At 72.9% G+C, this 12,669-nt stretch carries 11 protein-coding genes; 5 read left to right on the top strand and 6 right to left on the bottom strand.

The window, feature by feature from the left end; genetic code table 11:
- The first annotated feature begins 91 nt into the window (after positions 1-91).
- Positions 92-1,504: a M28 family metallopeptidase gene (locus AB0L45_RS13480; RefSeq protein WP_365839244.1), complete on the top strand. Its 1,413-nt coding sequence runs from the start codon at positions 92-94 to the stop codon at positions 1,502-1,504.
- Between the two features lie 107 nt (positions 1,505-1,611).
- Here AB0L45_RS13480 and AB0L45_RS13475 read toward each other — a convergent pair whose 3' ends face one another.
- The 6 genes from AB0L45_RS13475 to AB0L45_RS13450 form a co-directional block, all read right to left on the bottom strand.
- On the bottom strand, positions 1,612-2,511 hold the full coding sequence (locus tag AB0L45_RS13475) for an ABC transporter permease (RefSeq protein ID WP_365839522.1): 900 nt from the start codon (positions 2,509-2,511) through the stop codon (positions 1,612-1,614).
- 1 nt (position 2,512) lies between these two features.
- The gene (locus AB0L45_RS13470) at positions 2,513-3,478 is read right to left on the bottom strand and encodes an ABC transporter ATP-binding protein (protein ID WP_365839242.1); all 966 of its coding nucleotides are present in this window, start codon (positions 3,476-3,478) and stop codon (positions 2,513-2,515) included.
- 97 nt (positions 3,479-3,575) lie between these two features.
- A complete protein-coding gene (locus tag AB0L45_RS13465; protein ID WP_365839240.1) occupies positions 3,576-4,889 on the bottom strand; it encodes a DUF2092 domain-containing protein in 1,314 nt (437 codons plus the stop codon).
- A gap of 269 nt (positions 4,890-5,158) precedes the next feature.
- Positions 5,159-6,172 carry a polyprenyl synthetase family protein gene (locus AB0L45_RS13460; RefSeq protein WP_365839238.1) on the bottom strand — a complete coding sequence of 338 codons (1,014 nt, stop codon included), beginning with the start codon at positions 6,170-6,172 and terminating at the stop codon, positions 5,159-5,161.
- A gap of 333 nt (positions 6,173-6,505) precedes the next feature.
- Entirely contained in the window at positions 6,506-7,726 is a 1,221-nt protein-coding gene (locus AB0L45_RS13455) for an FAD-dependent oxidoreductase (protein ID WP_365839236.1), read from the bottom strand.
- A gap of 164 nt (positions 7,727-7,890) precedes the next feature.
- On the bottom strand, positions 7,891-9,147 hold the full coding sequence (locus AB0L45_RS13450; protein WP_365839234.1) for an ATP-grasp domain-containing protein: 1,257 nt from the start codon (positions 9,145-9,147) through the stop codon (positions 7,891-7,893).
- 352 nt (positions 9,148-9,499) lie between these two features.
- On the opposite strand from AB0L45_RS13450, the gene fahA reads away from it, so the two are divergent.
- The 4 genes from fahA to AB0L45_RS13430 all read left to right on the top strand — a co-directional run bounded on the left by fahA (position 9,500) and on the right by AB0L45_RS13430 (position 12,618).
- Positions 9,500-10,699 (top strand): fumarylacetoacetase, encoded by a 1,200-nt coding sequence (gene fahA, locus AB0L45_RS13445; RefSeq protein ID WP_365839232.1) that lies wholly within the window; start codon positions 9,500-9,502, stop codon positions 10,697-10,699.
- Positions 10,696-11,415: a GPP34 family phosphoprotein gene (locus AB0L45_RS13440; RefSeq protein ID WP_365839230.1), complete on the top strand. Its 720-nt coding sequence runs from the start codon at positions 10,696-10,698 to the stop codon at positions 11,413-11,415. The genes fahA and AB0L45_RS13440 overlap by 4 nt, the downstream gene beginning before the upstream one ends.
- A gap of 181 nt (positions 11,416-11,596) precedes the next feature.
- A complete protein-coding gene (locus AB0L45_RS13435; protein ID WP_365839228.1) occupies positions 11,597-12,088 on the top strand; it encodes a hypothetical protein in 492 nt (163 codons plus the stop codon).
- A 188-nt stretch (positions 12,089-12,276) separates the two neighbouring features.
- Complete coding sequence (locus AB0L45_RS13430) at positions 12,277-12,618, top strand: hypothetical protein (RefSeq protein ID WP_365839226.1); 342 nt, start codon at positions 12,277-12,279, stop codon at positions 12,616-12,618.
- The last annotated feature ends 51 nt before the right edge of the window (positions 12,619-12,669 follow it).

Below are 12,669 nucleotides of genomic sequence, written 5' to 3'. Positions count from 1 at the left end.
TCCGCCTTGTCAGCGGGCCATGACGCGCCCACCATCAGCTTCGCGCCATGCACGGTCCGTTCACTCATCGTTCGGAATCCGGAGACCCCTCATGTCATGGAATGCCCCAAGACCCGGCACGACCAGGCGTTTTCGAAGATCTGACCGGAGCGGCGGCAGCGGTCCCGGCCGCCTCGGGCTCACCGCCGCCGGTGCCGTACTCGGCCTGATCGTTGCGATACCCGGGGCGGCCGGTGCGGCCACCGCCGCGCCCGCCGCCGCCCGCTCCACCGCCCCCGTCGCCGCCCCCACCGGCACCGTCGCCGCCCCCGACATACCGGTGGCCGACGTCAAAGCGCACCTGAGCCAGCTCCAGTCGATCGCCACCGCCAACGGCGGCAACCGGGCCCACGGCCGGCCCGGCTACCGGGCCTCGCTGGACTACATCAAAAGCAAGCTGGACGCCGCGGGCTTCACGACCACCGTGCAGCAGTTCAGCGCGAGCGGCGCCACCGGCTACAACCTGATCGCCGACTGGCCCGGCGGCGACCCGAACCAGATCCTGATGGCCGGCGCGCACCTGGACTCCGTCGGCGCGGGCCCCGGCATCAACGACAACGGCTCCGGCTCGGCCGCCGTCCTGGAGACCGCGCTGGCCGTCGCCCGTTCGGGCGCCAAGCCCGCCAAGCACCTGCGGTTCGGCTGGTGGGGCGCCGAGGAGCTGGGGATGCGCGGCTCGCAGTATTACGTGAGCCGGCTGGCCGCGACGGAACGGTCGAAGTTCAGCGGGTACCTGAACTTCGACATGGTCGGCTCGCCCAACCCCGGCTACTTCGTCTACGACGACGACCGTGCCATCGAGAGCGTCTTCAAGGACTACTTCGCCTCGCTGAACGTCCCCACGGAGATCGAGACCGAGGGCGACGGCCGCAGCGACCACGCGCCGTTCAAGAACGTCGGCATCCGCGTGGGCGGCCTGTTCTCGGGCGCCGATTACACCAAGACGGCCGCCCAGGCGCAGAAGTGGGGCGGTACGGCCGGCCAGCCCTTCGACCGCTGCTACCACCGCTCCTGCGACACGTCGGCGAACATCGACGACACCGCCCTGGACCGCAACAGCGACGCCGTCGCGCACGCGGTGTGGACCCTGGGGGTCGGCACGACCACCCCGCCGGGCGGCACCGTCTTCGAGAACACCGACGACGTCCGGATCCCGGACGCGGGGGCCGCGGTCACCTCGTCGGTGACGGTCTCCGGCCGTACGGGCAACGCGCCGGCCGCCCTGGCGGTCGGGGTGGACATCAAGCACAGTTACCGCGGTGACCTGGTCATCGACCTGGTGGGGCCGAGCGGCCGGACGTACCGGCTGAAGAACTCCAGCGGCTCGGACTCGGCGCCGAACGTGATCACCACGTACACGGTCGACGCGTCCGCCGAGACGGCCGACGGCACCTGGCAGCTGCGGGTGCAGGACCTCGGTCCGCAGGACACCGGCTACATCGACAGCTGGAAGCTCACCTTCTGATCCACTGGCGATCACCCAGCTGATCAACCGGCTGATCCATCGGTTGATCCATCAGCTGATGGATCAGCCGCGCGGCCTCCGGGCGGCCGGCGCGGGGCGTCGCGGCATCACGCCGTGACGTCCCGCGCCGTGAAGCGCGCCCAGGCGGCCGAGCCGAAGACCGCCGCGTACAGCGCCTGGAGACCGAAGTTCTTCTGGAGCTGGTCCCAGTAGACCGGGTCGCGCAGCACGTCGGCGAAGGACAGCCAGTGGTGCGAGAAGAGGTACGGCTGGATCGCGTGCAGCTGCGGGATGGTGTCCAGGATCTGCACCACGATCAGCAGGCCGACGGTGGTGGCCATCGCCGCGATGCCGCTGTTGGTGAGCGTCGAGACGAACAGGCCGATGGCCGCGACCCCGACCAGGGACAGGGCCACGACGCACGCGACGGCCAGCGCCCGCAGCAGCCCCTCGCCGAACGGCACGGTCGTCCCGGACAGCAGCGTCACCTCGCCGACCGGGAACAGCAGCGCGCCGGTCACCAGCGCCGACACCGCCACGACCAGCGTGGCCACCAGGCAGAACGTCAGCGTCGTCGCGTACTTGACCAGCAGCAGCCGGGTCCGCCCGGCGGGCGCGACGAGCAGATAGCGCAGCGTCCCGGCGTGCGCCTCCCCGGCGATCGCGTCCCCCGCGACCACGCCGACCGCCAGCGGCAGGAAGACCGGCAGGGTGACGGCCAGCGCGGTGAAGACCAGGAAGAGGCCGTTGTTGGTGATCTGGGAGACGAACGCCGCGCCACCGGAGGCCTCCCGTCCGCCGCCGTCACCACCGGTCTCGATCTTGATGGCGACACCGATCAGGACGGGTACGGCGGCGAGCACGGCGAGCAGCGCGAGGGTGCGCCAGCGCCGGAAGGTGGTACCGATCTCGTTCCGCAGCAGGCCGAGCGACCACAGCGGCCGCGGCGCACGGCGTACGGCCGCACCCCCGTCCCCCGCGAGATCCACGCCCGTGCCCCCGGCCATCTCACCCCGCGACATCGAAGCCCTCCCCGGTCAGCTGCACGAAGACGTCCTCCAGGGAAGCCCGTTCCGCGCCGAAGGCCCGTACGCGTACCCCGGCCCCTACGAGCGCGGCGTTCAGCTCCGCCAGGTCGGGCGGCCCGCCGGCCGGCGCCGGTACGTCCCCGCTCACCCGCTCCTCCGTCACCACCAGGTCGGTCACCCCGTGCTCCTTGAGCACCCGTACGGCGTCCGCGGTGTCGGGCGTGCCGACCACCAGCCGCCCACGGGTGCCCGCGGCCAGCGCGGCGACGGTGCCCTGGGTGACGAGCCGGCCGCGGGTCATCACGGCGGCGTGCGTGCAGACCTGCTCGATCTCGTCGAGGAGGTGCGAGGAGAGGAAGACGGTGGTGCCGTCGCCCGCCAGCTCCCGGACGAGCGTACGGATCTCCCGCATCCCCTGCGGGTCCAGGCCGTTGGTCGGCTCGTCCAGTACCAGCAGCTCACGGGGGTGGAGCAGGGCCGCGGCCAGCCCCAGCCGCTGCTTCATGCCCAGCGAGTAGGCGCGGGCCTTCTTGCGGGCGGCGGCGGCCAGACCGACCCGGTCCAGCGCCCCGTCCACCCGTCGCGCCCGCGTACGCGGATCGGTGCCCGGGTCGGCCGCGTCGTACCGGACGAGGTTGTCGCGCCCGCTGAGGAAGCCGTACAGGGCCGGTCCCTCGATGAGGGCACCGACCCTGGGCAGCACCCTGCGGGCCGCCCGCGGCATCGGCTCGCCGAGCAGCCGGGCCCCGCCGGCGGACGGCTCGATCAGGCCGAGCAGCATCCGGATGGTGGTGGTCTTGCCCGAACCGTTGGGTCCGAGGAAGCCGAAGACGCTGCCGCGCGGTACGGCGAGGTCGAGACGGTCGACGGCGAGTTGTCCGCCGCGGTAGGTCTTGGTCAGGCCCCGGGTCTCGATCACCAGGTCCCCGGCGGGCGGCTGCGTCATCGGCTCCCCCATGTGGTCGCGCCTGTGACCGCGGCCGCACGCGCCGGCGGTCAGGAGGCGCGGGGCGGCCGGTGGGCCCGCCCCGCGCCGTTCGGCGTCACTGCGCGGACTCGGCCGCCTTGATCAGGGACTCCTTGTCCACGGCCCCGGCGAAGACCGAGCCGTCGTCCGTCACCAGGGCGTTGACCAGGCGGGTGCTGAACAGGCGGCCGGAGCCGAACTTCCCGTTCACCCGCTCGCCCAGGCTGTCCAGCAGCTTGGCCGCCTCTCCGGTCGCGCCCTTGCCGGTGGCCGCGGAGATGCCGGAACCGGCGCCCTTGAGGTGGGCGATCGAGGTCCAGCCGGAGCCGATGACGTCGACGCCCTTGCCCTTGCCGGCGTTCTTGCCGTCCAGGCCGTACTGCCCCAGGATGCCCTTCAGGTCCTCGGCCGTCCGCCGTCCCTCGGCACGCTGCTGCGCGCGGGCCTTGTCGCCGTCCACGACCTTGGCGCCCTTCGGCGGCTTGAAGTCGAAGGTGCCGGCTGCGGGCTTGGCGAAGTCGACGGAGGTGAAGCCCACGTCGACCGCGGCGGCGCCGCCGCCCTTGGGCGTGAGCGTGAACTTCAGCGGCACGCCGGTCTCGGCGTCCACCGAGATGCGGATCGAGTCGACCGTGGAGCCGGCCTGCTTGGGCTTGACCGAGAGCTGGTACGCGTCCCGGCCGGCCACCTTGGCGGTGCCGTCGACGGTCACCGAGGTGCTGTCGCCGACCGCGTCGAGCGCCTTCTTGGCCAGCTCCTGCGGGGTGGCGTTCTTCAGGTCACCGGAGGTGCCGGAGCCGTCCGTACCGTGTTTCCGGTCCTTGCCCGCCTCGGCCGGGACCGTGCTGTGGTACGCGGTGTTGCTCTTGCTGTCGTAGCCCCAGATGTCCCGGCCGTTGTGCACCAGGTTGTACTCGGCGGCCTTGCCGACGACCGAGACCCGCTGCTTGTCCGGCCCGTCGGCGGCGACGCGCAGCGTGTGCGACCCGGACGCCAGGTCCTTCAGCTGGTTCTGCGGGCTCGCGGAGGAGCTCGCGCCGCCGTCCTTGTCCCCCGTGCCCTTGCCGCTCTGGCCCGAGGAGCCACCGCCGAAGGTACCGGCGGAGGCGCCCGACAGGGCCGGCAGCCCCAGGTCGGTGCTCGTGCGGACGGTGCCGGACAGCTGCTGCACGTCCGAGGCGGCGACCTTGGCTATCAGGTCCTGGGCGGAGATCTTCGGCAGGTCGGGGGAGCCGGAGCCGGCGAACGCCGGGACCAGCCCGATCGAGGCCGCCGTGACGCCCACGACGGCGGCCGGGATCGCGTACCGCATCGTCCTGCGGCGCTTCGCGGAGCGCCCCCCGTCCCCGTCCCATTCGTCGGTGACCTGTGTCGGTCGGTTCCGTGGCATGTGCCTTACCTCCGTCGTAAGCGGCGGCCTGCTACGCGACGCACTCGTCCCACTCCCGGGCTCATTGTGACCCGTTCCGCCGTGGCGTGGTGCTCCCCATCCCACCAAACCGGCCAGCCCTGCGCGTCAGCCCCGGGGGTCAACTCCTCGTACTCCGGTGGGATGACCTCGCACGGCCGCGGGGTGGAACCAGTATGACCAAAGGCAGACGGGGCCCTGAGGGTTACCGGAGGTCACCCTGTCCGGGGTGCCCCGCGGCGTGCGGCCCGTCACCCTGCCCGGTGCACCACCGAGTCGCACAGCCCCTCCAGGGCGGCCTTCGCCATGCACTGCGGCAGCGGCGCCAGCGTGGCCCGTGCCTCCTCCGCGTAGCGCACCGTGTCGCGGCGGGCCTGCTCCAGTGCCGGGTGGGCGCGCAGGCCGGCCAGCGCCTCGGCGTGCCGGGCGTCGTCGGTCAGGTCACCGGCCAGCAGGTCGCGCAGCTCACGGTCCTTGTCGGTGCCGTGCTCGCCGTCGGCCAGGGCGCGCAGGTGCAGGACCGGCAGGGTCGGGATGCCCTCGCGCAGGTCGGTGCCGGGCGTCTTGCCGGACTCGTGGGAGTCGCTGGCGATGTCCAGGACGTCGTCGGCGAGCTGGAAGGCGGTGCCGAGGCGTTCGCCGTACTGGGTCAGGATGTTGACGGTGGTCTCGTCGGCGCCGGACATCATCGCGCCGAAGCGGCCCGCGACCGCGATCAGCGAGCCGGTCTTGCCCGCGATGACGTCCAGGTAGTGCTCGATCGGGTCGCGGCCGTCCCGCGGTCCCGCGGTCTCCAGGATCTGGCCGGTCACCAGGCGCTCGAACGCCTCGGCCTGGATGCGGACGGCCTCCGGGCCGAGGTCGGCCAGTATGTGCGAGGCACGCGCGAAGAGGAAGTCGCCGGTCAGTACGGCCACGGAGTTGCCCCAGCGGGCGTTGGCGCTGGCCACGCCGCGGCGTACGTCCGCCTCGTCCATGACGTCGTCGTGGTACAGCGTCGCCAGGTGCGTCAGCTCCACGACGACGGCCGAGGGGACGACGCCCGGCGTGTGCGGGTCGCCGAACTGCGCGGCGAGCATCACCAGCAGCGGCCGGAACCGCTTGCCACCTGCGCGGACGAGGTGCTGCGCGGCCTCGGTGATGAACGGCACGTCGCTTTTGGTGGCCTCCAGCAGGCCTTCCTCGACAGCCGCCAACCCGGCCTGGACATCGGCCTCAAGAGCCTGGTCCCGCACGCTCAGCCCGAAGGGCCCGACGACGGTCACGAGGGGTACTCCTGTCTGCTGACGATCAAACGGATTGTCGATCTGTCGCTGTCTCCACCATTGGCCAGCGTATCCGGTCGCTGTTGGATCACCGTGAGCGCCCGCCCCCTCCGGGGCACTCAACGGTGTGCGGGCCGTCCGTGTCCCGCGCGAGCGCGGCAGCCGGCCGCCCGGTATGCCCGTGATCCACCAATAATGCGGTTTTGTCGCAGCAGAATGAGAGCGGAAAGAGCGCGCGAGCACCCCGCCGTTGACGGCAGGGTGCTCCTCCCGGCCGTCCCGGCCAGGGCATCCGATGTCAGTGCGTTCCGGCCACCGGCCAGGGCACGCGGATCAGCGAGATCCGGCCACCGCCCCCGCCACCCGCCGGGACGCGAACTCCGTACCGCAGACGAAGCGCATGACGGGCCCGAAGGACGCCGCCGCCGGCAGGCCCGTGAAGTGCAGTCCGGGGACCGAGGAGCCGAAGCCCGCGTCCAGCCGGGGGCCGCCCCCGCTCACCGTGATGCCGGTGCGCAGGCCCTGGCCGAGGAAGTCCATCGCGGCCAGGTCGACCCGGTACCCGGTGGCGGCCAGGACGTGGTCGGCGGCGAGTTCGCCGGTCCGGCCGTCGGGTCCGCGCAGCGTCAGGACCGGGCGGCCGTCCTCGACCCGCGCCCGTACGATCCGCTGCCCGGCCGTGACCTGGACGCGCCCCACGAAGCGGTCCCGCAGCCACCAGGCGCCCAGCGGCCCCAGCACCCGGCGCACCAGGTAGCGCCGGGCCGGTGCGGGCAGGTGGCGGAAACCGCCCGCGTAGTACGTGAACGCGTACAGCGACCACGCGTTGCCGAACGGTGACTCCGGGCGCAGCCGGGGCTGCTGGTCCGGTGGCGCGCCGAAGCCCACCGCCGTACGACCGCGGGCCACGACCCGCACGGACCGGGCGCCGGACTCGGCGAGCAGTACCGCGCTCTCCAGCGCCGACTGGCCGGCGCCGACCACCACCACGTCGCGGCCCGCGAAGCCCGACAGGTCGCGGTGCTGGCAGCTGTGCGAGACGGGCCCGGTGGGGGACGGCCCGTCCGGCACGGCAGCGGCCAGTTCACGCGGCAGCCGGGCGAAGCCGGTCAGCCCGGTGGCCACGACGACGGCCCGCGCCCGGAACTGTTCGCCGCTGTCCAGTTTCAGCTCGAAGTGGCCGGAACTCCGCCCGGTTCCGCCCGACCGCCGGTCGACCGAGACGACCCGTACCTGCTCCAGGTCGGGAACCAGCCGTTCCTGGAACCACTCGCCGTACCGCACGAAGGTCTCGACGGGGATGATGTCCCAGTCGGACTCGTAGCGCCGCCCGCCGGTCACGCCGCAGAAGTCCTGAAGTGTGTGCCCGGGCTGCGGGGCGTCGATGCTGGACGCCGCCGGTGTCGACTTGAGCAGCATTCCGGCGGGCATGTGCTCGCGCCAGCTCACCATCGGCCGGCCGAAGACGCGTACGGGCACGCCCCGCGCCCGCAGGTGTGCCGCCGTCGACAGGCCGTACGGACCGGCTCCGATGACCGCTACCGGAGTGTTCACGTGCGTTCCCCTCCCCAGGGTGTTGCTGTCCGGCAGTGCTTTCCACTGCCCTGGCGGGGAACTGCCGCACGGCTGCCCCACGGCACCCCACGGCTCCCCCGTGCTCCCCGCTCCTCCCCCGCTGCTCCCCTGACCGCTGCGCCGCTGCTCAGCGCCGCACGCCGCTACGGCCGGGCCTTTCCGAGCGCCCCGCCGACCGCCGCCGTCCGCGCGCGCCTGCTCGCGCGCCGCAGCTCGACCAGGTGCCGGGCCCCCGGCCCGACGAACCGGGCCAGCATCGTGAAGAACGGCTTGAGGTCGTCGGTGGCCAGCCACGCGAGTTCGGTGCCGGTGGCGCGGCGCGGCGCGTGCGGCGTCGTGTAGCCGCTGCGCCGGTACGCGACCAGGGCCGGCAGGTCGATGTTCTCCACGACGAACCGCTGCCCGGCGCGCTGCTCCGCCTCCGGGACCGCGCGTCCGGTCAGGTCCAGGTGCTGGGCCCGTACGACATCGACGCCCGCCTCGTTCTCGAACAGCCGGAACTGGGCGCCCATCCGCGGGTTGAAGTCCAGCAGCTTGTAGTCACCGTCCCGCCGGTCGTAGCGCCAGTCCAGGTCCACGATGCCGCTGAAGCCGATGCGCTTGACGAACTGGGCGGTCAGCTCGGCCAGTTCGGGGTTGTCCACGACGTAAGCGCAGGCCGTCATGCCCGCGTGCGGCGGCCAGGAACGCACCTTGACGCCGGTGAACAGGCTCAGTGCGGCGCTGTCCGCGTCGAAGTACGCGTGCACGATCCAGTCCTCGGCCTCCTCCCGCGGCAGGTACTCCTGGAGGATCACGTCCGGCCGCGGCCCCCAGTCCCGGGCCAGGCCGGTCAGCTGGTCGGGGCCGGTGATCCGGGTGGTGCCGGCGACCGTGGGGTGCCGCCGCCGCTGGAACGCCTCCCGGTTCTTGGCCACGATCGGGAAACGCGCCTGCGCGGCGAAGTGCTCGATGTCGGCGAGCGACTCCGGAAAGACGGCTGCCGGGGTCGGTACGCCGTGCTCGACGCAGAGTTCGTACAGCCCCTTTTTGCTGGCCAGGCGGCGCGGTAAACCCGCTTCGGTACGCGGGAACAGGAAATGGCCGCGCAGGAGATCGGCGTATTCACTGATCAGGACGGCGGCCTCTTCGTCGGTCGGTATCAGCACCGCCGGCCGGCCGATGCGCTTGCCGATGCGCACCAGCACCTCGGCGAGCTGCTGCGGGTCCTCCCGCCCGGTGGTCGGCCAGACACAGCGGCCGTGCAGATAGCGCGAGGTGGCGGCAGGTGTGAACCGGTCTTCGGTGATCGCGTACATGGGGACGCCGAGGCGTCCGAGACTGCGGATCGCGCCCACCCCGCCGTGGTGCAGCGGATAGTCCCCGATCTTCACGATGAGCGCCGGAACGGTCCGGTCCACCGCGCATGCCGTGCTGCTCCGAGCCACCTGACCCCCCAACGGCGCGCGTCCCGCCCCGGCCACGCCCCGCAAGGAAGGTAGAGCCGAACTGAGCGCTCCGGCACCGCCTTTCAGGACATTGCGAACTCTTTTAGGGTGCTTTGCCAACACATTCCGCTCGGTTCCGTTTCTCTTCTGTCACCGCGCCGCTTCACGCCACCCCCGCCCCATGGCCCCGGCAGCGGCAGCACTCTCCGGCCGGCCATCCCCACAGGGCCCGTTGGGCCGTAATCTGATCGACGGGCCCACCGGCCCGCCGGCCGGGTCCGCGGCCACAGGTGACGCACGCGAGAGACCACGCGAGGAGCCGTACATGCCCGAGCACCACCCGCTCGACCTGCCCGAGGACCACCCCTTCGGGCCGCACACCCTCCCCTACGGCGTCTTCAGTACGGCGGCGGAGCCGGACCGGCACCGCATCGGCGTGCGCTACGGCGACCACGTACTGGACCTGAACGCGCTCGCCACCACCTCCGGGTCGCCGCACGCCGCCCTGCTCACCGCGCCCACGCTGAACCCGCTGCTCGCCGCGGGCCGTGAGACCTGGCAGGCGGTACGCGAGGCCGTGCGCGCGGCGGTCACCGACCCCGCGCACCGCGACACCACCGCGGCGCTGCTGACCCCGCTGACCGCGGTGACGCTGCACCTGCCGTTCGAGGTCGCGGACTACGTCGACTTCTACGCCAGCGAGCACCACGCCACCAACGTCGGCCGGATCTTCCGCCCGAACGCCGACGCGCTCACCCCCAACTGGAAGCACCTGCCGATCGGTTACCACGGCCGGTCCGGCACGGTCGTGGTCTCCGGCACCCCGGTCGTCCGGCCCAGCGGCCAGCGCAAGGCACCGGCCGACGCGGCGCCCACCTTCGGGCCGTCCCGGCGGCTGGACATCGAGGCGGAGGTCGGGTTCGTCGTCGGCACGCCCTCCGCGCTCGGCGAGCCGGTCGGTCTGGCCGGCTTCCGCGACCACGTCTTCGGCGTCTGCCTGGTCAACGACTGGTCGGCGCGCGACATCCAGGCGTGGGAGTACGTGCCGCTCGGCCCCTTCCTCGGCAAGTCCTTCGCGACCTCCGTCTCCGCGTGGATCACGCCGCTGGACGCGCTGGACCACGCCCGTACGGCGCCGCCCGCCCGGGACGTGCCCGTACTCCCCTATCTGGACGACACGGACGCCGAGCCGGGCGGCATCGACCTGCGCATCCAGGTGGACATCAACGGCGAGACGGTCGCCCGCCCGCCCTTCTCCGCCATGTACTGGACGGCCGCCCAGCAGCTCACCCACATGACGGTCAACGGCGCCTCGCTGCGCACCGGCGACCTCTACGCCTCCGGCACGGTCTCCGGGCCGGAGCCCGACCAGCTCGGCTGCCTGCTCGAACTGACCCAGGGCAAGGGCCCCTTCCTGGAGGACGGCGACGAGGTCACGCTGACCGCCTGGGCACCGGGCCCGGAGGGCTCCCGGATCGGGCTGGGCGAGGTCACCGGACGTATCCGGCCCGCGCGTACGTCATGACCGGGCACGGGGCGGGGAACGGACACGGCGGTGCGGGCGGCGGCGCGCCGGACGGCCCGTACGGCGGCGGCGCGGACGGCCCGGGCCTCGGGCCCACGCTGCCCGAGGAACTGCTGCTCCTCGCCCTGGACCCGGTGCGCGGCAAACCGCTGAACGACGCGTCCCACCTGCGGTACGGCCTGGCCGGCGCCGCCCTCGCGGAGCTGGAGCGGACCGGGCGGATCACCGAGGGGCGCGGCGGCCGGATCCTCGTCGGCAGCCCGCTGCCCCTCGGTGACCTGGTGCTGGACACCGCGCTGGGCACCCTGCCCGCCGCCGGCACGGGTGCTGACGTCAAGGTCCGGCGGTGGGTGCGGAGCGCGGCGCGGGGCATCGACGAGGTGTGCCGGCAGCGGCTGGAACAGCGCGGCGCGATCCGCCGGGAGTCCCGCCGCGCGCTGGGCGTGTTCCGTTACGAGCGGCTGGCGGCCGGTCCGGCGGACCTCGCCGGACCGGCCCGCGCCCGTTTCAAGGGCGCCCTGGCCACCGGCTTCGCGGACCCGCGCGACCGGGTGCTGGCCGCTCTCGTCTCGGCCACCCACCTGGACCGCAAGCTGGAGCTGGGCCGGGACCGGCGCGCCGTACGGCGTGACCTGAAAGCGCTGGTCCGGGAGAACTGGATCGCCCGGGCGGTGGCGGCGGCGGTCTTCCAGGACGAGGCCGCGGCAGGCGCCTGAGGGCCCCGGAGCAGCGGTGGCCGGCCTCGGCGGTGGCCCGCCGGCCGCCGGAAGGTCACGGCAGTGCCCCGACTTCGTACCGACGCTGCCGCAATCCCGGCGGCCCCACCCGTTACGGGGCCGGGCCGCGCCCCGCGTTGCTAGCCTCTCGTCTCCCTGTCCCACAACGGAGGAGACGTACGTGCGCAAGGCAGCGCAGATCGCCGGGACGGCCGCCGTGGCCGCACTGCTGCTCAGCGGCTGCGGCAGCGGCGGAGGCGGAGGCGGCAAGAGCGACGCGGAGGCCGGCAAGACCCCGGCCGCCACCCCGTCGCAGACCGCCGACGCCACACCCGCCGACGGCGCCGGCAGCCTCGACGGTGCCTGGACGGCCACGACCGGCGACTCGCACCTGACCCTCGTGCTCTACCGGGGCATCGCGTCGATGGGCCTCGGCGCGGACACCGGGACGGCCTGCCAGGGCAAGGTCGAGACGATGGGCGCCACGGTGATCGCTCTGAAGTGCATGGGCGGCCACACCACCCGCACCATGGGCACCGTCACGCCGGGTGCCGACGGCAAGACGCTGAAGGTGCGCTGGAAGGACGGGCCCACCGACGAGTTCACCAAGGCCGAGGGGAAGCTGAAGCTGCCCGGGATGCCGAGCCTGCCCGCGGGCGTACCGCACTCCTGACGGCCGATCAGGCCCCGGCCGACGCCGGGGCCCTGACCGGCGCGAACGGCTCAGGGCCGCCGCGAACGGCTGAGGGCCGCTACGCCACCAGGGGTGTTTCCGGGGCGGCGCCGGGAAAGACACCATAAGCTGAGCCAATATTCACTCCGAGTAGTTGCTCGTCACCGACAACCACGAGGAGTCACGAGATGCGCCTGCGCACCTCCGTCGCCGCCGCTTTCGGAGCGGCCGTACTCGCCCTGACCACCCCCACCTCCGCCTACGCCGCCGTCGGCGTCTTCTCCTACGGTTTCAACACCGGCAACAAGCTGGACCAGCGCGCGGCCCTGCTCAACCCGCCGGGCAAGGAGTGCGTCACCCTCGACCTGCCGGACGGTGCCGACTTCGCCTACGCCGCGCGCAACCACACCAACGCCACCGCCACCCTCTTCGCCGACGACGACTGCAGCAGCGACACCTTCTTCGTCGTCCCGCCCGGCAAGGACGCTCCCAAGAGGGTCCTGGTCCGCTCGGTGCTGTTCTCCCGCTGAGCCGGCCCAGCCCCGCGCTGAGCTGCGCTTTTCACACTCCGGCCGGCCCTC

It is taken from the genome of Streptomyces sp. NPDC052496 (assembly GCF_040679095.1).
In the GTDB taxonomy this organism is placed as follows: domain Bacteria; phylum Actinomycetota; class Actinomycetes; order Streptomycetales; family Streptomycetaceae; genus Streptomyces.
The sequence above is the reverse complement of the archived record's forward strand: the minus strand, read 5'-3'. Positions and strand labels throughout refer to the sequence as shown.